The sequence below is a fragment of the Paenibacillus alkaliterrae genome (assembly GCF_021532375.1).
GTDB lineage: Bacteria > Bacillota > Bacilli > Paenibacillales > Paenibacillaceae > Pristimantibacillus > Pristimantibacillus alkaliterrae.
Genome location: NZ_JAKGAP010000086.1, coordinates 1 through 23,691, shown reverse-complemented (window position 1 = coordinate 23,691; position 23,691 = coordinate 1). Strand labels below are relative to the sequence as shown.

Below are 23,691 nucleotides of genomic sequence, written 5' to 3'. Positions count from 1 at the left end.
ATCCGGAAAAAGCGACCCCTATTCAAGCTGAGCAAAAAGCTTAAACATAGCTATCTTATTTTCATATATTCGCGACAACTATCTTGACAAACACCGGAATAAAGCCTATAAGGCGCTGCGTAAACAGATGGAAAAATACACACGGCATCAGGACTGGAAGACAGTAAAAGAACTGCACAAACAAAGACAATCCATGCCTTCCAAAGATACCAACGATCCAGCATTCAGACGTCTCCATTATATCCGTTACGCGGACGACTGGCTACTCGGCTTTTCTGGTCCGAAGCAGGAAGCGATCAAGGTCAAAGAAGAAATTAAAATCTTTCTTGCCACTGAATTAAAGCTAAAGCTCAGTGAAGAGAAAACCTTGATTACCCATGCGAAGACGGAAAAAGCACGTTTTCTTGGCTATGATATTCATGTGTTGCAAGAGGATTCGAAGCATGACAGACGAGGACAACGTAGCATTAATGGAGTGATTGGTTTCCGCGTTCCAGATGAGAAGATAAAGGATAAAGCAAAGCAATACAAAAAGGGCGGTAAACCTACACATCGAAAAGAACGAACGATCAACTCTGATTTTGATATTATTGCCCAATACCAGTCAGAGTTTAGGGGATTTGCTCAGTACTATCTGCTTGCTTACAACGCTCATCAGTTGCATAGTCTCAAGCGAACGATGGAAGTGTCTTTAGCGCGTACGCTCGCGAATAAGTTTAAAACGACCGTTAGCAGAATATTCAAGAAGTACAAAACGACTCGCGAAACAGATGGACAAAGCTATAAAGTGCTTCAAACTGAAGTGAAACGCGAAGGAAAAATGCCGCTGGTCACTTATTTCGGAGGGTTTAAGCTCGGATACAAGAGAGATGCCGTCATTGTGGATGCTCCACCAATAGGGAAAGTGTTCAGCATCAAGAGCCAACTGATTGACCGATTGTTGAATGACACATGTGAATTATGTGGAGCTAAAGGAAACATCGAAATGCACCACATCAAGAAGCTGAAAGACCTTGAAAATAACGGTAGAACAGACAAACCCGAATGGATGAAGCGCATGATTGCGATGAGAAGAAAGACGCTCGCCGTATGTCATGAATGCCACGCTAAAATCCACTCGGGTAAATATGATGGTAACAAAGTAGCAAAACATGCTGTCGGCTGACTGCTAATCACTGACGAGCGGAGTGCATAGGAAACTTGCACGCTCCGTTCTGAGAGGGGCATTTGGAAAAGTACTATCCTCGGATAGCAACTCGCTGGGTGCCTACTCTACTGCAAGTCCGGTTCGGGAAGGAGAGGCAGGGAAATAGTTCGACTACGCCCTGCCTCTTACTTCACGATGGATTCAAGGTGAGCAGCGGTTCTTCTTCCTTATGTGCATAATAGATGTGTTTGATCGCGCCATCGTCGCCTATCATATTGGACTGACCTGTGAAGCCAAGCATCTGGTTCAGATCACGCAGGAAACACTTATGAAGCGCCAGCTCTTTGATCAAGAGGATAAGCCGGTCATACGTTCCGATAATGGTCCACAGTTTATCAGCCATCGGTTTGAAGAGGCTTGTACGGAGTTTGGCATGGTCCACGAGCGTATTCCGCCTAAAACGCCAAATAAAAATGCGCACATTGAATCCTACCATGCCATCATTGAATTGGAATGTTACCAGCGCCATGAATTTGAGTCTTATCTACATGCCTATGAGATTGTGAGTCAGTTTATTCAGGATTATAACCGCATCCGTATTCATGGCAGCATCTATGACTTATCTCCCTATGAATATAGGGAGGCAGTCAAGCAAGGGACGGTGAAGCCGAAACAAGTTAAAGTTTGATCATCTTCGAAACGTCCATTTTAGAGTAAATGGCAGCAAATTAAAGCAATTCTACGATCGATATCGAATAAGAGGTGCAGTGTCCACAATAAGGGTGTTTAACCGGATGCACTGCCAAGCGCACAAGAAAGTCCTGGTTAAAAAACCAGGACTCTCAGGGGGCATGTGTTTTCAATCTATAAAAATCTACATACCTGCTTCCATAACATAAATTTTTGCTTCATTTAATGAAAGTAAGGCTAGTAACCAACTTCCATCATTGTTTATTTTTAGATAATATAATGAACTTTTATTTAGTTCAATTGGATATTTTTGAAATGGATTGGAAGGTACTTTAAAGTTCAAAACCATTTTTTTAAAACTTTCAACTCTTTTGCTTATAATTTCATTTTCTTCATTACTATCTATTTTTTTCCAAATACCAAGTTTCTGTACCTCCTGAATTGTATTACTGTCATATATACAAATTCCGTATACTTCACCTTCTCCAGAAGGGCCAAAACCATCAAAAACCAATACAATTTCTTTGGGTTTAGGTATAGATAAATTATAAATCCTTGCCCAGTTATCCCAATATCCGTATTCCGTAAATAGTACTTGATTCCAATTATACAAGCGATTATACGAGAATAATGCACTGATTGATAACAGCAATATAATTGATATCCCCAATATTTTATATTTTCTGGAACTCATCATAACCCCCATAACGAATTAGTCAGAATTAAATTTTTTTAATAGTAATAATCAAACCTAACATTGACATCATATGGCATCATGATTCCGACTTTCTGAGAAACATAACCAAGGTTATTAGCTGCATTAGCGAATTTCGTTATTGGTTTCCTGAATTGGGTAAAATCGTACTTATCCATGATCCTTATACCTACCTTCCATTTTCCGCCTTCACGTACTCCATAAGCGTTATAAGTTATATGCTGAAGTGCATAGTATAAATCTCCACTTGCAAATTCATAACTTTTATTAAGATATAAAAACGTGCTTTGATTCTGCGCTACGGCTTTGTTAATATATCCCTTAATAATGGAAGTAAACTCAGCTGAACTTTTTATTTTGCTTATTAACAATTTCTCTGAAAATCCAAAACCGTAAAGGGCATGAAAGAACATATTATACGATAGAGTATATCCTTTAGGTAATAAATATGCAGCTGCGGCACCAGACAACGTAGATTTAATATAAATAGGATTATGACCATCTGGATCTACAAATACGATTGGATTATTCTTGGCATATGCACATAGATTTAAGCTTAAAGGATCATCCTCAAAACCATGGAACGTATCCCTTGTAACGAATCGCCCAACATTCGAATCATAGAACCTTGCCATCAGGTAATACAAGCCAGTTTCTTGATCGTAGCGGTAACCTGCGTAGCGATACGGGTTAGACGAAGCCATCGTACCCGTTTGTGAGGTAATATTACCCCAGGTATCGTACTGATACTCAGCTACTACATTACCATTCGCATCTGTGAGCTTCGTTACGTCACCATGACCGTTTAAGTGATAGTAATAGGTTGTACCACCCTTTATCATTGCTACTGGTCTACTAAGGGCATCCCAAATATATTCGGCAACGATGGTGTTATTAGCATCTGTCTCATAAACGACCTTATCTCCACTATAGTGGAAATAAATTGTTCCAGAAGCTGTGGTCATGCTCGTCCGTTTACCTTCATGATCATAGGTGAACTTAGCCAAGGATGTTCCTGCAGAATCCTTAACTTCGATCAGCTGATTCTCCGCATTGTAAACGAACGTCTTGGAACCATTATTTGTCAGGTTCCCGTTCGCATCATACGTATACGCTTGGCCATTTACAGCCGTAAGCTGGTTGGCAGCGTCATACGTATAATTCGTTGTCGTTGTTGTGGTGCCCTTGGTTACCGCCTTGGATGTCCGGTTTCCTACCGCATCATAAGTGTAGGTAATGGAGGTTCCGTCCGCCAGCGTTTCATTCGTCAACTGATTCAGGCTATCGTACTGGTACGTAATCGTACTGGCACCGGTTGCCACGCTGGTGATGTTATGATTAGCATCGTACGTGTAGTTATACGATTCCAGCAGTGCACCCGCGTTATTGTAGTTCTTCAAAGATTTCAAGCGGTTGGCATTATCGTATTTCAATGCTGAATACGTACCGTTCGAATACGATACGGAAATGACGTTGCCCCGCTCATCATAAACGAACTTGGCTTGATTTACGCCGTTTCGAGATAGTGCAGTCAACTGATCGAGCGGATTATAAATGAATCCTGTTGAAACCGTGGCCGTTCCGGCAGTTACAGTCAGCGACGTCAAGTTACTGTTCGCGTCGTAGGCGTAATCCATTTTGTTGGATGCGCCTTTAGCCATTTGTGTGACGCGGTTGTTCTTGTCATAAGTGTACGTCGTCGATTTGCCGGCGGAATCGGTCGCGGATGTCATATTCCCGTTCGCATCGTAAGCAAAATCCCATTTCTTGATACCATTATGGGATATGCTATTCATGCGGTTCAACGCGTTGTAAGCGTAGGAAACCGTGTCGCCTTTCGGGAAAATGATCTTGGTTGTGTTTCCATTTTTATCATATCCGAATTGAATCTTTTGATTCAACGGATTGGTGATGCTGGAAACTTGGTTAAATTCGTTGTAACCGTACGTTGTTACGTTGTTTTTCGCATCGGTAACCGTTGTCCGGTTGCCCGCACCGTCATAGCCATAAGCAGTAACCCCAAGGTTCGCATCGGTTACTTTGGTCAGCAGATTGCGGGCATCGTACGTGAACGATGTTGTCAGCCCTTTTCCGTCAGTGATGCTTGTTTTATTTCCAACAGCATCATAGCCGAATTTCATGTTATTTCAAACAGGATCGTCAACTTCGGTGAGATAATTTCCGCCTGCATCATAGGTGTTGAAGGTATGAGACGCTCCGACCTCCAAGCGCATCGCATCAAACCAAGCAGTTCCCAATTGATCGTAATAGAGATAAAACACATCCACCGAATTGAATGCTTTGGCCGGTTTTACTTGCGCTGCCACATGCTGCCAGTCTGCTGCCGTTTTACTGAAATGATTCGCAAACGTTCCTGCCGTTCCATCCGTATAATTCAGTTGGACTTGCAGATTATAGTAACCGCCGTTGACATCCGCGCCAACCTGCTTCGACCAACCGGATAAAGTGAGCGGCGTGGTTGCATCGCCGGAAAGGTTGAGGCGTTGCTTGATAAATTTGTTCTTGGTCTTTTCTCCGGTCAGCTTGAAGGAATAAGTTCCGCGATAGACGTTGTCTTCGCCTGCGGCATTTTGGTAAATTCCGTCATTTGCGGACAGGTTGCCGCTGTTTGACCAACCCGATGGAACCTTATCGGCAGCGCCGGCATTCCGTTCAAAGCTGGAATTCTCCACATGGTTGTATGCGCTGAGAACCGTACCTTTTTCCAGCTGAATACCGTCAAAATAAACCGTTCCCGATCCGGCGTTGAGCCCTACAGAGACTTTCACTTGCGTTGTTCCAGCCGGCGCGCTGTCGATGACAGCCTGAATGCGCGTCCAGTCATGGGTTCCTTTTAATTGATAAGCAGCCTTTTCACCCAGATATCCGCCTGTGGCATTAAAAAACGCCAGTTTCACGACGGCCGTATTGGTAATCCCCGATGTTTTGACGTAGGCACTTACCACATATTTGTCTGTTACAGAATATGGAAACAGCTCCGAACTTACCAGGGCCCATCCTGTCGGGTTGGAAATGCCCACCGCTTTGTTGCCGAATTTCGAAGTTGTGGACCATGCGTAGGCAGCCGTTGTTCCTGTTTGGATCTCCTGCTTCCAATTGTCCGGCCAGTTGTCGGCAGGATTATTGTCCAGTTCAAAACTGGAGTTGGCTACGAGGTTGTCCGCCGCGGACATCGGATGCGTGAAATGTTGCAGGTTTCCGTTGGCAGCATACCGCTGAGCGGACGTTTGAACATTCGCGTCGGTCGATTCCGTTTGATTGTTTTGCGTGTCATAATCAAACGAGCCGACGTTGCTGTTAAAGTCCTGCCATGTTATCAGATTGTTCTGGCTGTCGTAGGTCTGCGAACTTTTTTGGCCTGCGGGAAGCTGTACACCCGTGACATTGCCGTTGGCATCATAGGTGTAAACGTAAGCTTCCGTTCCGTTTGCCTTATTGGCATTCGGGTCTTTTACTTGGGTTAAATTATTGTTGTTGTCGTAACTGAATGTCGTGACCGCTTTGTTTGCCGCATCGAGCGGATTTTCCGCGATCTGGACGACATTGCCGTTCGGATTGTAAGTGTAGTCCACCCGCCGGCCTTCCCCGTCGGTGACTGCCGTGACGATATACGTGAATGTGGTGGTGTTTCCGTTCGTATCCGCGATGGAACTAATCTTTCCGCTTGTACTGAAATTGATTTTGGTCTGGTCGGCTTGCGTGATTGTATACGTTCCATCGGTGTTCTTGACAAATGTCAAATAAACGCCGCCGGCAGCGTAATACCCCCCGCCCATCTTCTCGCCGAATATGTGGCGCGTATTATCTCCGTCAATTAAGGTAATCGGGCCCGTCCCCGCATCGACCAGGGACGCGACGAACATTAACCAATTACCGCGATTTATTATGACGCAGTAACAGATCATCCCCGTCCAATTAAAAAAGAGGCAAGCTTAAAGAGCATGCCTCCAATCATAATTATTTAATAAATATAAAGATCAAAATCTATTTCTGCCTTTATTCCATTGGCAAACTCTATAATTTCGTTATCTAAATAAATTGCTGGTGTTTGATTTTGCTCAATTCCGATAACAATAAAGAACTTATAATCTAAATTGTATTGACTCTTTAATTGATTAAAATCATTTGTTTTATCTTTAATCACACGCAGTATCTTTTTGAATTGCTCTTTGACATCTAATGTTTCTTCATAACCTGTACTCAAAAACCAACATGTCTCTTTCTTTTCTATACCACGAATTATTTCGCCCTTCAAATAAAATCCTGTTGGATTAACTAATATTGTATCTGTAATAATATTTGGATCAAACGTATTACCAATTATACTAAATTCAACTGATACCTTAGAATGCATAATCTTATCCATCTTATTATTCACCCCTAATCTAGGAATTCCCCAGTAGGAATTCCTTCTCCTTTTCCGCCTTTCTTAAAAATATAAATTTGTTTTGTAGTCTGATCTGCATATAGATCATATTCCGCTATCGGTGCTTTCTTTCCTAGAATATCCTTTTTTAACTGATGTGCATCGATACCTTGTCTCTTTAAATATTTGTCATCAATCTTTTTTATACTACTTCCAAATAATTGAAAGTCTAGTTTGACTCTTTTTTGTGTCTTGGCAAAATCTAAATATTTAAATACCTTACCAACCTTTATAAAACTTCCGGCAACCGCCCATCCAACAGCGAGTGCTAATTGGTAGCCTTTTTTGCCCTCTGCTTTCGCTTTTTTGTATGCCATGTAACCATCATAAGTCGCCATTGCGGCATTAAATATTAACCAAACCCAAGTACCATCATGGTCAACGTATCGGACCGGATTTCCATTAGCGTAAGCATACTTATTAAGCGATTTTGGATCATCTTCGAATCCTTGGAAACTATCCGGGGTAATAAACCGCCCGATGCTCGGATCGTAATATCTAGAGGATAGATAATACAATCCGGTATTCGCATCATATCGATAACCTGCGTAGCGGTAAGGGTTTACTGCAGCTAATGTCCCGCTCTCAGCGATGATGTTCCCCCACGCATCGTACTGGTACTCGGCAACTACATTACCATTAGAATCAGTCAAGGCGGTAACATCACCATGACCGTTAACATGGTAGTAATATGTGGCCCCGCCTCTTGTCATGCTTACTGGCGACCCCTGCTCGGACCAAGTATACTCTGCAACAATATTGTTATTCGTATCTGTTTCAAATACAACCTTGTCCCCATTGTAATGGAAATAGACCGTACCGCTGGCAGTGGTCATACTTGTCCGTTTGCCTTCATGGTTATAAGTGAACGTGGCCAGACTTGCTCCGGACGAACTCTTCACTTCGACCAGGCGATTTTCCACATCGTAGATGAATGTTTTCGTTCCATTGCTTGTCAAATTCCCGTTCGCATCATACGTATACGCTTGGCCGTTTACTGCCGTTAGCTGGTTGCCTGTGTCATACGTATAATTCGTTGTCGTGGTATTGGTGCCTTTGGTTACCGCCTTGGATGTCCGGTTTCCTGCCTTATCATAAGTGTAGGAAATGGTCGTTCCATCCGTCAACGTTTCCTGCGTCAGCTGATTCAAGCTGTCATACTGATACGAAATTGTACCAACATTTGTAATAACGCTCGTAACGTTGCTGTTAGCATCGTACGTGTAAGTGTACGAATCCAACAGGGCACCCGCCTTATTGTAATTCTTAACAGACTTCAAGCGGTTCGCGTCATCATATTCGAACGCGGTATACGTACCGTTCGAATACGATACGGAAATGACGTTGCCCCGCTCATCATAAACGAACTTCGCTTGATTTACGCCGTTTCGGGATAGCGCCACCAACTGATCGAGCGGATTGTAAGTAAATCCGGTAGAAACCGTAGCCGTTCCGGCAGTTGCAGTCAACGACGTCAAGTTGCTGTTCGAATCGTAGGCGTAATCCATCTTGTTGGATGCGCCTTTAGCCATTTGGGTGACGCGATTGTTCTTGTCATAAGTGTACGTCGTCGATTTGCCTGCGGAATCGGTCGCAGATGTCATATTCCCGTTCGCATCGTAAGCAAAATCCCATTTCTTGATTCCATTATGGGATATGCTATTCATGCGGTTCAACGCGTTGTATGCGTAAGAAACCGTGTCGCCTTTCGGGAAAATGATTTTTGTATTATTTCCATTTTTATCATACCCGAACTGAATCTTTTGATTCAACGGATTGGTGATGCTGGAAACTTGGTTAAATTCGTTGTAACCGTACGTTGTCACATTGTTTTTAGCATCGGTAACGGTTGTCCGGTTGCCCGCACCGTCATAGCCATAAGCAGTAACCCCAAGGTTCGCATCGGTTACTTTGGTCAGCAGATTGCGGGCATCGTACGCGAACGATGTTGTCAGCCCTTTTCCGTCAGTGATGCTTGTTTTATTTCCAACAGCATCATAGCCGAATTTCATGTTATTGCCAACTGGATTGTCTACTTCAGTCAGATAATTCCCGCCTGCATCATAGGTGTTGAAGGTATGAGACGCCCCAACTTCCAATCGCATCGCATCAAACCAGGCGGTTCCCAATTGATCGTAATAGAGATAAAACACATCCACCGAATTGAATGCTTTGGCCGGTTTTACTTGCGCCGCCACATGCTGCCAGTCTGCTGCCGTTTTACTGAAATGATTCGCAAACGTTCCTACCGTTCCATCCGTATAATTGAGCTGGACTTGCAGATTATAGTAGCCGCCGTTGACATCCGCGCCAACCTGCTTCGACCAACCGGATAAAGTGAGCGGCGTGGTGGCATCGCCGGAAAGGTTGATGCGTTGCTTGATAAATTTGTTTTTGGTCTTCTCGCCGGTCAGCTTGAAGGAGTAAGTTCCGCGATAGACGTTATCTTCGCCTGTGGCGTTTTGGTAAATTGCGTCATTTGCGGACAGGTTGCCGCTGTTGGCCCAGCCCGATGGAACCTTATCGGCAGCGCCGGAATTCCGTTCAAAGCTGGAGTTCTCCACATGGTTGTAAGCGCTGAGCACCGTACCTTTTTCCAGCTGAATACCGTCAAAGTAAACCGTTCCCGATCCGGCGTTGAGCCCCACAGAAACTTTCACTTGCGTTGTTCCAGCCGGCGCGCTGTCAATAACGGCCTGAATGCGCGTCCAATCATGGGTTCCTTTTAATTGATAAGCAGCCTTTTCACCCAGATATCCGCCTGTGGCATTAAAAAATGCCAATTTCACGACGGCCGTATTGGTAATCCCGGATGTTTTGACGTATCCACTTACCACATATTTGTCTGTTGCAGAATATGGAAACAGATCCGAACTTACCAGGGCCCATCCTGTCGGGTTGGAAATGCCCACCGCTTTGTTGCCGAATTTCGAAGTTGTGGACCATGCGTAGGCAGCCGTTGTTCCTGTTTGGATCTCCTGCTTCCAATTGTCCGGCCAGTTGTCGGCAGGATTATTGTCCAGTTCAAAACTGGAGTTGGCTACGAGGTTGTCCGCCGCGGACATCGGATGCGTGAAATGTTGCAGGTTTCCGTTGGCAGCATACCGCTGAGCGGACGTTTGAACATTCGCGTCGGTCGATTCCGTTTGATTGTTTTGCGTGTCATAATCAAACAAGCCGACGTTGCTGTTAAAGTCCTGCCATGTAATCAGATTGTTCCGGCTGTCGTAGGTCTGCGAACTTTTTTGGCCTGCGGGAAGCTGTACACCCGTGATATTGCCGTTGGCATCATAGGTGTAAACGTAAGCTTCCGTTCCGTTCGTCTTATTGGCATTCGGGTCTTTTACTTGGGTTAAGTTATTGTTGTTGTCGTAACTGAATGTCGTGACCGCTTTGTTTACCGCATCGAGCGGGTTTTCCGCGATCTGGACGACATTGCCGTTCGGATTGTAAGTGTAGTCCACCCGCCGGCCTTCCCCGTCGGTGACTGCCGTCACGCGATTCACCGTATCGTATGAATAACTCGTTGCGCTTGTTGCCGCCACCCCATTGATGGTGATCGGACGGCTGATGCCGCTTACCCGATTCGACGCATCATAACCGATCGTGGTTTTGATGTTGCGCGCATCGGTGATGCCCGTCAGTTTATGGGCCGTATCGTAAGCAAACGTGGCGCTGTTTGCCGCAGCATCCGTGACCTTGGTCAGATTTCCGGACGCATCGTACGTATAAGAGACGGTCCGGTTTGCCGGGTCGGTAATGCCGGAGACATACCCGTTCGTTCCATACGCAATCGTGGCGGTTCGTCCCGATGCGTCTTTGATCGAGGTTAACTTCCCGGAAACATCATACGTGAATGTTGTGGTGTTTCCGTTCGTATCCGCGATGGAACTAATCTTTCCGCTTGTATTGAAATTGATTTTGGTCTGGTCGGCTTGCGTGATTGTATACGTTCCATCGGTGTTCTTGACCAATGTCAAATAAACGCCGCCGGCTGCGATATATCCCCCGCCAATCTTCTCGCCGAATATGTGGCGCGTATTATCTCCGTCAATTAAGGTAATCGGGCCTATTCCCGCAACGACCAGTCTCGTTTCGATGTTACTGAACCATCCGTAACCGAACATGCCGGCAACCGAAGATTTGCGGCTGTTGTACGCGCGAGTGATGCTTACCGGAACGCCGCGTCCCGGAATGGAAAGATCGGTTCCTTGAAGAACCAGGTTGCCGTTGGCCGGGTTAACCCCATCCTCGGTATAGCCCCAGAAACTCTCCAAACCGATCGGATCGACCGTATAGTGAATGGTGAGCCGCGGCGTGTTGGTATTGCTGTTTACCGTATTGAACGCGCGGTACGGCGAAGTCGCTTCGTTTTGCTGCTTCAGCATGAATCCATAGTTCAGCTGAACACCGTTGTACCAATCCTTCGCCAGCTGCGTAATATCCCATTGCCAATACGCGTTGGATGCATTATTGGTTGTCGTTGATTCCGGAGCCGCTCCGACGGCAGGCTGCGTATTCCATGTGACCGAACTTGTCCAACTGCCGGTCGAGCGGAACAGATCGATAGACACGTTGGTGGCGTCTGCTTTGGTTTGGTACGCATTAACATTGGCGCTTGTGATTTTACTGTCGCTAGGCAAGGCCGGCAGATAGAATTTAACCAGTGATCGAGTTGTTCCAAAATAACTGTCATAACCCGTGTACATGGAATTACCGCTGGAATAGATGGAAGTCGGAAATGCACTGGATACAAAATTATCCCGTTGAACATTCCAACTGTCGATCGTAGGGTCGATCGTTACGGGATATTTTGTTGCGGGATCTTGCAGGAAAGCCTGATCCGCAACTACGTCAATATAAGTTTTTCCGTTCTCTTCACGAAGTTTCAAGGCGACCTTATCGGAATAAGCTCCGTTTGCATCGGTCATGTATGGTTCTTCAAAGTACCAGATTTTGTTTCCCTTATGATCAGTGATGAAAATGATGCCGTCTTCAATTACCGTTTTTACATCCTTCAACTTTAGTTCAAAGGAAAATTTGTTTTGATCAGCATAAGATTTGAGAATGATGTCTTCCTTTACGGCGCTGCCTTTGACACTATAGCGCACATCCGCGTTCGGAAATAAATCGTTATACGTGATCTCGTTGTCTTTGGTTTTACCAGCCGGTTTTTTCTCAGTAACTGGCTTCAAAGACACGCTTTTTCCGTTCTTTTCAACGGAAACAAGCTCATCCGTGCCGCCTGATTCCGCAAACTCCGCTTTGAAGTCGTTTGCTGTATTTTCAAACTTGCCGGTTTTTTTAGAGCTTGCTTTCAGTTTGTTGTCAATCTTCTTCCATTTTTTATCCGTAGAATCTTGATAGAATTGTTGTTCCAGATAGATTTCTTCCGTAAAGCTTTAGTCAGGATTGAGAAACCGAGTGGAATATTTCGTCCGTTTGCTCGTCAACTCAAGCTTCGTCTTCGGAAGTTTGTTCGGAATTTCCCCGATATCTGCGACGAGGTTTTTCTTCTGCGGTACACGCTGGGATTCACCCGGTGCAGCAGCCGCAATAGAAGCACCGACATCTTCGTTTTTTTGAATATAAATAGGCCACGGTCCTAACAATAGACCGTGACCTTTAATTGGATATCATGATTCATAGCTCCGCGGCCCATCCCGCCGGAGAGGTCGAGAAACTGCGTGTATCGCATAAAGGCTTACCAACCACGTTACACAAACTTCTTTACAAGATACTGACCAATCTTCGCAATATTTTTCATTGTAGAAGTCACTCCCCATCGATAATTTGATATAAGACCGGATGGTATTATGAACTGCTCAATTGATTTCTCCCGCTTCTTCTGAGCGTACCGTAGTAAGAATGTCATGCGCAGCAACTCTGCTCTGTCCTCCTCCGATGTACCGGGCTTTACGATCGCATGAACCGTTAGATTATTGCACGATTACCATATCGGTTTAGCAAACTTGGTAGCAACCGCCGGCTCGGAAGAATCGCAGTAGTAGCAGACATTTTCCTTACACATTGGATTCATACTCCTTCTCGTGCATCCTGACGGCATGGACGACGGCCGCGATGATCCTTTCGTCATCCATATCCTCGACATCCACATCGAAGACGATATCATGCAGGACATCCCGGACGAAGATCAGCGTTGTCGAGGTAATCTCCTCAATGCTGTTCCAGTCGATCTGAGTGCAATCGTCATCGATGGTGAGTTCTTGCGTCGCAACAATCTGAGCGGTGAGCTCATACCGGTTCCAATCGATACCTCCATCTGCAGGGCCGCCGGCGTCTTCAGAAGAAGCAGCTTGTTCATCCGCAGCCGGTGTGTAGATGGAGAAACCGAGCAGCTCTTCGCCGCGGCTGCTGATAAGCCCGCCTTCATCCGTAAGCGTCCATTTTCCTTCTCCCGCTTCGCCGTTCAATCGTACAGAGAAGACGATTGAACCATCCTCTTCCGGGTCGAATTTGTTTTTGCTCCAGATGCTCCTTATATCGCGGATCGCCAGATCATCCGTAGGATGGAGGCTAACGTTTAAATCAGCTCCAAAAGAGAAAAGATGAACAAATACCGGAAGCTCGCCGGACAAGAAAGCAATCGCCCGAACAATTTCGTCCTTTTCCTCGTCCTCGCCGCTGCCAGAGTCTGAGTCTTCCGGCTTTTCAGCCGCCTGGATCCGAATCTTCACGCGAAGGACGTTTTTTTCGACTTCTTCCGGATCTCCCCAAGAGACATTCGGATCGTCAGCATCACCAGGAAAACCAAACATCGATTCGGAAGGCGACTGTCCATCTGCCTCCATCCACTCTATCAGTGTCGGCCATGTTGCGCGAGCAACCTCCAAGGCGCATTCCATACAGTCCTTAGTGGTTGGTTCGAAGCGGGCCTTCTCGATTGTCGGCCGTACCGAATCGATTAACGCCATGGAATCAGGATCGAGACCTTCAGGATCTTTCATGCCGAGGGAACGGGTCATATAGAGTAGGCGAAAGTCCATCACACGGTTCTTTGGAGTCATCGGCGCGCACTTCCAGTTGTAATTCTTAAACTGGATGAACTCGTCAACTTCCGGATGATCGATAATGGTGAAGTTCTCCATGCGCCCGTCCAGGATGACATTACCAAAGAACTGAGTCCATTCCCGCGGATACTTTTAAAGCTTAATCTTAACGTTCGCAGCCGGCACTGTATTGTCAACTGTGCTGTACGGCGTTCGCTTCAAATAGCGGCCCGTACCCGCGGCTCCCACGAATTGCCGGTCGCGTATCACGAACTCGCCCCGCGACAATACGCTAATTGGAACGCCCGTTACGTTCATCCCCTCAAATGGGTTATAATCCACGTTCATATGATGCGTCTCCTCCGATAGAACACGCTCCGCTTCCGGATCAAAGATGACGATATCAGCATCGCTGCCTATCGCAATTGTGCCCTTCCTCGGGAATAAGCCGAACAGCCTCGCATTTCGCGTCGCGGTCAGATCGACAAACTGATTGAGCGTAATACGCCCCTTCTTCACTCCCTCCGAAAAGAGCAATGACAAACGATCCTCGATGACCGGGCCTCCATTCGGGATTTTACTGAAGTCGCCAAGGCCGAGATCCTTCTGTCCGTCAAAATTAAACGAGCAATGATCGGAGCCGATCGTTTGCAATTGACCGCTTTTCAGCGCATTCCACAGCACATCCTGATGATAGGCTTCGCGAAGCGGCGGCGACCAGACGTACTTTGCTCCCTCGAAATCCGGCTTTTCCAAATAAGACTGATCCAGCACCAAATACTGCGGACAGGTCTCTCCCCAGACATCTGCGCCAAGACTGCGGGCCTCGGAAATCTGCTGCACCGCCTCGGCGCACGTGACATGAACGACATATAGCCGCGCTCCCGCAAGCGCTGCAAGCTTAGCCGCACGTCCCGTTGCCTCTCCCTCGATCACGGAAGGCCTTGTCAGCGCATGATAGATCGGCTCAGTGTTCCCTTCCTTCAGCGCTTTATCAATTAAAAACTCGATTACATCGCCGTTCTCGGCATGCACCATCACCATGGCTCCAAGCTCCTTGGCGGCCAGCATCGTTCGGAACAAAGTGCCGTCATCGGCCTGAAACACATTTTTGTAAGCCATGAATACCTTTAAAGACGTAATCCCCTCATCCTTTACAATTACCGGAAGCTCCGCCAGCACATCGTCATTGATCTCCCCAATCATCAGATGGAAACCATAGTCGATCACCGCTTTCCCGCTCGCCTTGGCATGCCAATCGGCAATCGATTCGCTAAGCGGCTTCCCTTTGCTCGTTAAACAGAAATCGACGATTGTCGTCGTGCCGCCGAATGCCGCTGCCAGAGTGCCCGAAGCGAAATCATCCGCCGTCACCGTGCCTCCGAACGGCATATCGAGATGCGTGTGCGGATCGATCCCCCCCGGAAAAATAAGCTTTCCGGAAGCGTCGATTACCTCATCCGCTTCGGCCTCCAAGCCGAAGCCGATTTTGGCGATCTTTCCTTCCATTATAAGCACATCCGCCGCATACGTATCCGCCGCCGTTACAATCATTCCGTTCTTGATCAATTTGGCCGCCATGCTAAACCGCCTCCTTCTTGCCGGAATCCTCTGAATCGTTGCCCGAACCGGTCGCACCGATCGCAGCCTGCCGCTGATTCCAGCTGAGCGGCAGCTCCCCCGTCGGAATTTCAATCATCGAAATCGCCCCCTCCACCGGACACACAATCGAGCACAAATTGCAGCCTACGCAATCCTCCTCGCGGACTTTTAGGTAGCCATTACCGTTAACGTCCGTATGCCGCTCAATGCACTGATGCGATGTGTCCTCGCAAGCAATATGACATTTGTTGCAAACGATACAGTTGTCCTGCTCTATTCGTGCGACTACCGCGTAATTAAGATCAAGATCGCCCCAATCCGAATAGCGTTCAACCGACCTGCCAATTAGCTCATTCACCGAATGAAGATCTTTTCCATCCAAATAATTGTTCAGTCCGTCGATCATATCCTCGACAATGCTGAAGCCGTGATGCATGGCCGCCGTGCATACCTGCACCCCCGTAGAGCCCATCAGCAAAAACTCGACCGCATCCCGCCAGCTCGATATCCCGCCAATGCCGGAGATCGGAACGCCCACCTCAGGGCTTCGAGCGCATTCGGCCACCATATTGAGCGCGATCGGCTTCACGGCCGGGCCGCAGTATCCGCCATGCGCCCCCTTGCCTCCGACATGCGGAATCGTATTCCAGGTATCGATATCTACGCCAGCCAGCGAGTTTATCGTATTTATGAGCGATATCGCATCCGCTCCGCCTCTGACCGCGGCTTTGGCGGTTGTCGTAATATCCGTTATGTTGGGTGTAAGCTTCACGATGACGGGTGTTTTTGCAGCCTCCTTCACCCACATGGTCTGCATCTCAACAAGATCCGGCTGCTGCCCTGAAGCCGCGCCCATGCCCCGCTCCGCCATGCCGTGCGGACAGCCAAAGTTCAGCTCCAAGCCGTCAACTCCGATGGCCTCCACCTTTTTTACAATTTCATGCCACTTCTCCCGCTTCGGCTCGACCATGAGTGAAACGACCAAGGCATGATTCGGAAATCTTTTTTTCGTTTCATAGATTTCCTTCAGGTTCACCTCCAGCGGCCGGTCGGTAATTAACTCGATATTATTGAAGCCAGCTACACGCTGGCCGTTAAAATGAACCGCTGCGAATCGGGAGGATGTATTGATGATCGGATCGCCAAGCGTCTTCCATACGGCACCGCCCCAGCCCGCTTCGAAGGCTCTCTGTACCTGATAGCCTGTGTTGGTAGGCGGAGCCGATGCCAGCCAAAACGGGTTAGGCGAACATATGCCTGCCAAATTAATACGTAAATCAGCCATAGCGTTCCCTCCCTGCACTTAGCGTATTGTAGATCGAATATGCGGTAAGCTTGCCCTGCTGTGCGGCCGACACCACCATAGCCTCGCCTTGGCCTTCTCCGAAAATGACATCTCCCGCAGCATATATGTGCGGGTTCGATGTTTGATAAGTGTCCGGATCCACAGTGACAATGCCACGCTTATGTTCGATGCCAAGCTGCTCGATCAAAGACAAATGACGCGTTTGGCCTATCGCCTTAATTACAGCCTCCACCGCAAGTGTAAAGTTTGAGCCCTTCACTGGTACCGGGAGCTTCCTTCCCCCGTCCTCCGAAGCTTCCAGCCGCATTTTGATGCATTCAAGCCCTTTCACCCTGCCGTTTTCGTCCCCGATGATACGAACAGGCGCCGTCAACCACTCAAACTCTACGCCATCCTGTTTGGCAAACTCAAATTCAAAGTCATAAGCGGTCATTTCCTCATTAGTTCGTCGATACACCATTTTCACATTCGAGGCGCCAAGCCTCACCGAGCACGTTGCCGCATCTACCGCCGTATTTCCCGCTCCAATTACCGCTGTTCTTTTGCCGACCAGATCGGTCTTAATTTCCGTTTTGGTCACTTCCACAAAATCAATCGCATCGTAGACCCCTTCCAACTGCTCCCCATCAATGCCTAGCATCGGCACCTTCGACATGCCGATCGCCAGTACAACCGCATCATACTGCTCCAGCAGCTCCGCCGTGCTAATATCCGTACCGACCCTCACGCCCGTCCGAATATCGACGCCAAGCTTTCTTACCTGCTCTACCTCCCATAACGAGATGCTTTGCGGCAAGCGGAAGGAAACAATCCCGTACGTATCGAGACCGCCAGCCTGCTCCCTCGCCTCGAATATCGTGACGGCAAACCCGAACCGGGCCAGCTCACGCGCCGCAGACAGCCCCGCCGGCCCTCCCCCGATCACGGCAACCGCCATACCGTTGCTGTGACCAGCCGTAAACAGCATCTGCTCGTTTTTGATCGCCCAGTCCGTTGCGTAACGCTGCAAATCGCCGATCATAATCGGCTTGGACGAATGATTCAGCACACATGCACCTTCGCAAAGCTCCTCTGTCGGGCACACCCTCGCACAGGTAGCGCCTACCGGGTTGGCATCCATAATCGCACGAGCTGAGCCCAGCATATTTCCCGAGGCGATTTTTTTTATAAAGGACGGAATATTAATGCCTGTCGGACATGCCTTTATACAGGGCGCATCATAGCAATAGAGACAACGATTCGATTCCTCAATCGCTTCCATCGGCCGCATTCCCGCCTTCACCTCGGCAAAATTCCGCCTTAGCGACTCGGAAGGAATGAATGTCGCATTCACATTCAAGCTCTTACCCATGCGCATCCCCCCTTTTGCATTCACTTATTTTTTTCGCCGCCCGGTAAAGCAGCTCCGCCCCTAGCTCGATATCCTCCGGCGCCGCATATTCCTTCGGATTATGACTGATTCCTTCCTTGCAGCGCACAAATATCATCCCGTAGTCGCATACATACGACATCGTTAACGAATCGTGAAAGGGACCGCTCATGAGCTCCGGAGGCGCCAGATTCATCTCTGCCGCTTCCTGCGACAGCAGTCCTTTGATCCAGTCCGCACAAAAACGCGGCTCGCTCCTCGTATCCTCGCGGATCGTATACGTCAGACCATGCTCCCGGCAAGCTTCCTCAATGAGCGTACGAAGCCGCTCCTCGAGCCGGTCTCTTCGGACCAGCTCAATATCCCGGAAGTCAACCGTAAAGCTGACCCTTTCGGGAATGATGTTCCTTGAATCGGGAAATACCGAGAGCGAGCCGACCGTACCAACCGTCGGAGCATCGGAGATTTCCTTCGCAAGCTCATTCAAGCCCACAATCACCTTGGCACAGCCGACCAGCGCATCTTGGCGCATCGGCATCGGTACAGAGCCCGCATGGCCGGCGAAGCCTGTCATCTCAACCGTCCACCATACCGGACCGGATATGCCGCTGACGATTCCAATGGGCTGGCCCATCGCTTCAAGTACCGGGCCCTGCTCGATATGCAGCTCCAGAAAGGTTGCAATTCTGCCTTCCTCAAAGACATACGATTCAATTTCCGCAGGATCGCAGCCGAACTCCAGCAGCGCTTCCCGCCGGGTCATGCCATGCTTATCGGTTCGCTCAAGCTCACCGTCCTCAAGCTTTCCGGTCATTCCCCTAACACCGAACAGTCCCTTATTAAATCTGCAGCCCTCTTCATCGCAGAAAGCGACAACCTCTATGTTCATTTCCGGCTGGATGCCGGATTCAACCAGCGTTTGTACAGCTTCAATAGCACCTAACACGCCAATGACTCCGTCGTACCTGCCGCCATAGGGCTGCGAATCGACATGAGAGCCTAACATTAGTACCGGAGCAGCAGCATTGCGCCCCTCTAGCACACCGATTAAATTTCCGAACGGATCGATCCGGGTCTTCATCACCGCTTTTTCCATCCAGCTCCTTACAAGCTCTACGCCTTCGCGGTCTTCCTTCGTCAGGGCTAAACGACATACGCCGGTATCGCCGATTTTTCCAATTTGCGCAAGCTCCCCGATTCGGGCGTGCAGCCTTTCGGCGTTAATGCTTAATGAAGGTTTGAGCTTCATTCCTTCAACCTCCCCCATTAGCCTCAAACACTTGGAGCAGCGTATCCGCAATAAAAGCGATATCCTCATCCGTTGCGGATAACGGAGGGCTGAGCGTCAAAATATTCATAAACCCCGGTACCGTATCGCCGTTTTTACCGATCAACAGCCCCTTTTGCTTGCAGCCCCCGATGATGGCAGACACAACGGCAGCATTCGCTGGCTCCTTCGTAGTCTTATCTGTCACCAGTTCGATACCGATCGCAGAACCGAAAATTCGAATTTCTCCAACCTGCGGATGCCCGTTAAGCGTATCGATCCGTTTAAGCAGCTCGTTTCCAATGTAAGCAGAACGGCTGACTAATTGCTCGCGTTCTAAAATTTCAATGTTTTTGAGCGCCACTGCGCAGGAGACAGGATTGCCGCCAAACGTATTCACATGTCGAAAGTGACTGTCTGCTCCGCTCGCTTTGAAGCTTTCGTACATGACAGCGGACACGGCCGTTGCAGATAAAGGAGAATATGCACTCGTAAGGCCTTTGGCCATCGTCACGATATCAGGCCTTACCCCGAAGTTGTGATGTCCGAACTTCTCTCCCGAGCGGCCGAAGCCGCAAATCACCTCATCCACAATGAGCAATACGTCATGCCTGTCGCAAATTTCTCTCAGCCTCATTAAATACTCATCAGGAGGCACGATCATGCCGCCGCCTGTAATAACCGGCTCGACGATTATGCCTGCGACAGATTCTGCTCCTTCCCATCTGATGGCATCCTCATAAGCCTGTGCGCATTGCACCTCACATTCCCCCTTAGTCATACCAAAAGGACAACGATAACAATACGGAGGAGGAACATGCGTGAATCCGACGCCAAGCGGCTCATATTTCAGCTTGCGCTGCGCCTGGCCGGTTGCCCCAAGCGCCCCCATTGAATTGCCATGATAAGCCCGGTGCCGTGAAATAAACTTATGCTTGCTCGGCTTTCCGCGTTGATGATGATATTGACGGGCGATCTTGAAGGCGACTTCATTGGCATCCGACCCCGAATTGGAGAAAAAAATCCGGTACTCGCCCTCCAGCCATTCATTCAGCTTGGCAGCAAGCTCAATGGCAGGCACATGGGACTGGATAAGGGTGGAATAAGCGATTTTCTTCATCTGCTCGGCAGCCGCTTCAGCGATTTCCGCCCGTCCATGCCCTACATTGACGCACCATAGTCCGGACATGCCATCCAAATACCGATTTCCGTCCGCATCGGTAATCCAGCTCCCCTCTCCCGAGACGATCACCATCGGGTTATCGTTATGGGGGGTTATATGATGCCATAAATATTTGCGGTCCTTCTTCAGCAGCGCTTCCTTCTCTGCCTGATCCATTGCTGCTTCATTTACGTCCATATGCCGCATTCCCTCCCTAACGGCTGCCGCTTTTATAGTTGAACGGATCGCGTGTCTGACATGCCGCAATCCTACTACAAGCTTATGCAACTACTTCGACGCATCTTCCTAAATCGTTTTGTCGATGGCCGCCGCCAAAGCCGCCCATACAACTTATTCGCTAGATTGCTAGGATTGGGCAGTTTTTCGTTCACATAACCGCTCTGCTCTTGAATATATTGAATAACAAGAAGGAAATAAGCGAGGTGAGGGAATTGGATTCAGAAAAGCTGTTTGTTGTATCCCGTGAGGATTGGTCGCTTCACCGCAAAGGTTATGAGGATCAAGCCAGACACCAGGAAAAGGTACACGAGGCAATTAGGCAAAACCTTCCCGATCTGGTTTCCGACGAAAGCATCGTCTTATCTGATGGCCGTCGTACGATCAAAGTCCCGATCAAAAGTCTCGACGAATCTCATTTTATTTATAATTACAACAAGAAGCAGCACGTCGGACAAGGCGACGGAGACTCACAGGTAGGCGATGTATTAGGTGTCGATCCACAAGCAGCAAAGGGGCCGGGCAAGGGGCAGGATGCGGGCGATCAGCCTGGAGAGGATGTCGTAGATACCGAAATCAATATCGACCAGCTCGAGGATATGCTGTTCGAGGAGCTGGAGCTGCCGAACTTAGAACAAAAGCAAAAGGATCAAATGCAGACGACCGAAATCGTATTTCACGAAATCCGTAAAAAAGGCATTATGTCCAACATCGACAAGAAGCGTACATTAATCGAAAATCTGCGACGAAACGCGAATGCCGGCAAATCCGGCATCGGAGGCATCTCTCCTGACGATCTCCGTTATAAAACGTGGAACGAAATCATCAGGCCGCAATCCAATGCTGTCATTCTTGCGCTCATGGACACCTCTGGCAGTATGGGATCGTTCGAGAAATATTGCGCACGCAGCTTCTTCTTCTGGATGACCCGATTTCTACGCCGTAAATACGAGCATGTCGAGATCGTGTTTATCGCCCATCATACCGAAGCCAAGGAAGTAACCGAGGAGGAATTTTTCAACCGTGGGGAAAGCGGCGGCACCATCTGCTCCTCCGCATACCAGAAGGCTATAGAGGTTATTGATAGCCGCTATCCGACAGCTAATTGGAACATCTACCCGTTCCACTTCTCCGACGGTGACAACCTTACTTCAGATAACGAGCGCTGTGTAAAGCTTATCGGACAATTAATGGAACGATGCAATATGTTCGGCTACGGAGAGGTCAATCAATATAACCGAAGCAGCACTCTGATGTCGGCCTATAAGCACATCAACCACAAGAAGTTCATGTATTCGGTAATCAAGGAGAAGGGCGAGGTTTATAAAGCACTTAAGACCTTCTTTTCGAAAAAAGTGACCGGCGCATAATAAAAAATCCCGCTGCGCAAGCATGACTCGCACAGCGGGATTTTTTATGGGAATTAATTTTTGATCAGGAATAATCGTTATCCACTCACCCTAAGCTCATCCAAGCTTTTGAACTCATAGCCTTGTCGACGAGCTTCATCGATAATGCTGCCGAGAGCCTCGGTATTGTCCTTTGAAACCGAATGCAGCAAAATTATCGCACCAGGATGGAGCTGCTTCATGACTTGATTATACGCAAACTGCGAGCCTTTCTGAGCATTAACGTCCCAATCCTTGTAGGCGACCGACCAAAATACATTCGTGTATCCGAATTGCTTACTTGCTGCCAACACGCGTTCGTTAAAGATGCCTCTGGGAGGCCGTAAATATTGCATTTCCTTCTGCCCCGTCAGCAGCAGCACTTGATCCTTTACTTTATCAAGCTCCGTTTTGATTTGTCCCTCTGACAACTGGGACATATCCGGATGACTCCAGGAATGATTCCCGACAATATGACCTTCCAATGCCATTCTTTTTATTAGCTCCGGCTGATCCTTTACATAATGACCGGTTACAAAAAAAGCTGCAGGCGCTCTTTTATCCTTCAGGACATCGAGAATTTTAATCGTAAAACCATTCTCATACCCGTTATCGAACGTTAAAAAAAGCTCTCTTTTGCTTGTATCACCCAAAAATAAAGCACCATGCTTCGTCACGATCCCCTTAAAGCCTTCCTTATCTATTGAAGGCAACTGGCCGTTCACGCTCTTCTTAAAACCGAAGTGATACGCCCCAGGCTGCTGGGCAAAAACGTCCGCAGGACTTACTATTACTCCTGTCAACAGTGAAAGAAAGGCAATTATCCAAATTATGCGCTTCAACAAAGAATTGCTCCTTTACTCATTTATTTTTATCCACGATATATTTCCCCAATATAATCAAATGTACTCGCACAAGCGTTAACGGCTGACGCCGTCTTTGCAAAAAAAACCGCTCACTATACACGTCCAAAGGACCGTAAAGCAAGCGGCTTATACAATATTATCTTTTTGGAGTTAAATGGTCGGGACGACACGATTTGAACATGCGACCCCCTGGTCCCAAACCAGGTGCTCTACCAAGCTGAGCTACGTCCCGGGAAAATCTGGTGCCGTCGAGAGGACTTGAACCCCCAACCTACTGATTACAAGTCAGTTGCTCTACCAGTTGAGCTACAACGGCATATTAATTACATTCACCATGAAGGTGTTTTGGTTGCGGGGGCAGGATTTGAACCTGCGGCCTTCGGGTTATGAGGTTAGGCGTGCTACCGGTCTGCTCCACTCCGCGTCGTTAAAAACAATGATATTCCAAAGGATTCGAACAGCCATTTACATACCAAACTGAGCTG

General features: G+C 47.9%; 16 protein-coding genes and 2 tRNA genes. 3 read left to right on the top strand and 15 right to left on the bottom strand.

Annotated features, from left to right (window positions below; translation table 11 throughout):
* Positions 1 to 127: 127 nt before the first annotated feature.
* Together L1N85_RS24170 and L1N85_RS24165 are read left to right on the top strand one after the other, a co-directional pair.
* On the top strand, positions 128 to 1,165 hold the full coding sequence (locus L1N85_RS24170; protein WP_235241591.1) for an HNH endonuclease: 1,038 nt from the start codon (positions 128 to 130) through the stop codon (positions 1,163 to 1,165).
* Between the two features lie 160 nt (positions 1,166 to 1,325).
* Complete coding sequence (locus L1N85_RS24165; protein WP_268818460.1) at positions 1,326 to 1,835, top strand: integrase core domain-containing protein; 510 nt, start codon at positions 1,326 to 1,328, stop codon at positions 1,833 to 1,835.
* A 186-nt stretch (positions 1,836 to 2,021) separates the two neighbouring features.
* On the opposite strand, the gene L1N85_RS24160 is transcribed toward L1N85_RS24165, so the two are convergent.
* The 12 genes from L1N85_RS24160 to L1N85_RS24105 all read right to left on the bottom strand — a co-directional run bounded on the left by L1N85_RS24160 (position 2,022) and on the right by L1N85_RS24105 (position 20,913).
* Positions 2,022 to 2,534 (bottom strand): hypothetical protein, encoded by a 513-nt coding sequence (locus tag L1N85_RS24160; protein ID WP_235241589.1) that lies wholly within the window; start codon positions 2,532 to 2,534, stop codon positions 2,022 to 2,024.
* Positions 2,535 to 2,569: 35 nt separating this feature from the next.
* Positions 2,570 to 4,693, bottom strand: coding sequence for an RHS repeat domain-containing protein (locus tag L1N85_RS24155; protein WP_235241588.1), 2,124 nt, complete (start codon positions 4,691 to 4,693; stop codon positions 2,570 to 2,572).
* Between the two features lie 6 nt (positions 4,694 to 4,699).
* On the bottom strand, positions 4,700 to 6,436 hold the full coding sequence (locus L1N85_RS24150) for a hypothetical protein (RefSeq protein ID WP_235241587.1): 1,737 nt from the start codon (positions 6,434 to 6,436) through the stop codon (positions 4,700 to 4,702).
* A gap of 98 nt (positions 6,437 to 6,534) precedes the next feature.
* Entirely contained in the window at positions 6,535 to 6,939 is a 405-nt protein-coding gene (locus tag L1N85_RS24145; RefSeq protein WP_235241586.1) for a DUF4279 domain-containing protein, read from the bottom strand.
* A gap of 14 nt (positions 6,940 to 6,953) precedes the next feature.
* On the bottom strand, positions 6,954 to 12,200 hold the full coding sequence (locus L1N85_RS24140; protein WP_235241585.1) for a DNRLRE domain-containing protein: 5,247 nt from the start codon (positions 12,198 to 12,200) through the stop codon (positions 6,954 to 6,956).
* Positions 12,201 to 12,401: 201 nt separating this feature from the next.
* The gene (locus L1N85_RS24135) at positions 12,402 to 12,611 is read right to left on the bottom strand and encodes a hypothetical protein (RefSeq protein ID WP_235241584.1); all 210 of its coding nucleotides are present in this window, start codon (positions 12,609 to 12,611) and stop codon (positions 12,402 to 12,404) included.
* Between the two features lie 411 nt (positions 12,612 to 13,022).
* On the bottom strand, positions 13,023 to 14,108 hold the full coding sequence (locus tag L1N85_RS24130; RefSeq protein ID WP_235241583.1) for a hypothetical protein: 1,086 nt from the start codon (positions 14,106 to 14,108) through the stop codon (positions 13,023 to 13,025).
* Positions 14,109 to 14,162: 54 nt separating this feature from the next.
* On the bottom strand, positions 14,163 to 15,590 hold the full coding sequence (hydA, locus tag L1N85_RS24125; protein WP_235241582.1) for a dihydropyrimidinase: 1,428 nt from the start codon (positions 15,588 to 15,590) through the stop codon (positions 14,163 to 14,165).
* 1 nt (position 15,591) lies between these two features.
* Positions 15,592 to 16,896, bottom strand: a complete 1,305-nt coding sequence (preA, locus tag L1N85_RS24120; RefSeq protein WP_235241581.1) for an NAD-dependent dihydropyrimidine dehydrogenase subunit PreA — start codon at positions 16,894 to 16,896, stop codon at positions 15,592 to 15,594.
* Positions 16,889 to 18,268 carry an NAD(P)-dependent oxidoreductase gene (locus L1N85_RS24115; RefSeq protein ID WP_235241580.1) on the bottom strand — a complete coding sequence of 460 codons (1,380 nt, stop codon included), beginning with the start codon at positions 18,266 to 18,268 and terminating at the stop codon, positions 16,889 to 16,891. Before L1N85_RS24115 ends, preA begins: the two co-directional genes overlap by 8 nt.
* On the bottom strand, positions 18,261 to 19,535 hold the full coding sequence (locus L1N85_RS24110; RefSeq protein ID WP_235241579.1) for a M20 family metallo-hydrolase: 1,275 nt from the start codon (positions 19,533 to 19,535) through the stop codon (positions 18,261 to 18,263). Before L1N85_RS24110 ends, L1N85_RS24115 begins: the two co-directional genes overlap by 8 nt.
* 4 nt (positions 19,536 to 19,539) lie before the next feature.
* Positions 19,540 to 20,913, bottom strand: coding sequence for an aspartate aminotransferase family protein (locus L1N85_RS24105; RefSeq protein WP_328285279.1), 1,374 nt, complete (start codon positions 20,911 to 20,913; stop codon positions 19,540 to 19,542).
* A 254-nt stretch (positions 20,914 to 21,167) separates the two neighbouring features.
* On the opposite strand from L1N85_RS24105, the gene yhbH reads away from it, so the two are divergent.
* On the top strand, positions 21,168 to 22,322 hold the full coding sequence (gene yhbH, locus L1N85_RS24100; RefSeq protein WP_235241578.1) for a sporulation protein YhbH: 1,155 nt from the start codon (positions 21,168 to 21,170) through the stop codon (positions 22,320 to 22,322).
* Positions 22,323 to 22,399: 77 nt separating this feature from the next.
* Here yhbH and pdaA read toward each other — a convergent pair whose 3' ends face one another.
* The 3 genes from pdaA to L1N85_RS24085 all read right to left on the bottom strand — a co-directional run bounded on the left by pdaA (position 22,400) and on the right by L1N85_RS24085 (position 23,522).
* Entirely contained in the window at positions 22,400 to 23,182 is a 783-nt protein-coding gene (gene pdaA, locus L1N85_RS24095; protein WP_235241577.1) for a delta-lactam-biosynthetic de-N-acetylase, read from the bottom strand.
* 179 nt (positions 23,183 to 23,361) lie between these two features.
* Positions 23,362 to 23,438, bottom strand: a tRNA-Pro gene (locus L1N85_RS24090).
* Between the two features lie 8 nt (positions 23,439 to 23,446).
* Positions 23,447 to 23,522, bottom strand: a tRNA-Thr gene (locus L1N85_RS24085).
* Positions 23,523 to 23,691: the final 169 nt, after the last annotated feature.

Excerpts from the sequence above, each read along its gene's own strand:
- L1N85_RS24105 (WP_328285279.1), bottom strand. The coding sequence starts at position 20,913 with ATGGACGTAAATGAAGCAGCAATGGATCAGGCAGAGAAGGAAGCGCTG.
- L1N85_RS24145 (WP_235241586.1), bottom strand. The coding sequence starts at position 6,939 with ATGGATAAGATTATGCATTCTAAGGTATCAGTTGAATTTAGTATAATT.
- L1N85_RS24170 (WP_235241591.1), top strand. The coding sequence starts at position 128 with ATGGAAAAATACACACGGCATCAGGACTGGAAGACAGTAAAAGAACTG.
- L1N85_RS24110 (WP_235241579.1), bottom strand. The coding sequence starts at position 19,535 with ATGAAGCTCAAACCTTCATTAAGCATTAACGCCGAAAGGCTGCACGCC.
- L1N85_RS24155 (WP_235241588.1), bottom strand. The coding sequence starts at position 4,693 with ATGAAATTCGGCTATGATGCTGTTGGAAATAAAACAAGCATCACTGAC.
- L1N85_RS24160 (WP_235241589.1), bottom strand. The coding sequence starts at position 2,534 with ATGATGAGTTCCAGAAAATATAAAATATTGGGGATATCAATTATATTG.
- preA (WP_235241581.1), bottom strand. The coding sequence starts at position 16,896 with ATGGCTGATTTACGTATTAATTTGGCAGGCATATGTTCGCCTAACCCG.
- hydA (WP_235241582.1), bottom strand. The coding sequence starts at position 15,590 with ATGGCGGCCAAATTGATCAAGAACGGAATGATTGTAACGGCGGCGGAT.
- L1N85_RS24130 (WP_235241583.1), bottom strand. The coding sequence starts at position 14,108 with ATGGAGAACTTCACCATTATCGATCATCCGGAAGTTGACGAGTTCATC.
- L1N85_RS24115 (WP_235241580.1), bottom strand. The coding sequence starts at position 18,268 with ATGGGTAAGAGCTTGAATGTGAATGCGACATTCATTCCTTCCGAGTCG.
- L1N85_RS24150 (WP_235241587.1), bottom strand. The coding sequence starts at position 6,436 with ATGTTCGTCGCGTCCCTGGTCGATGCGGGGACGGGCCCGATTACCTTA.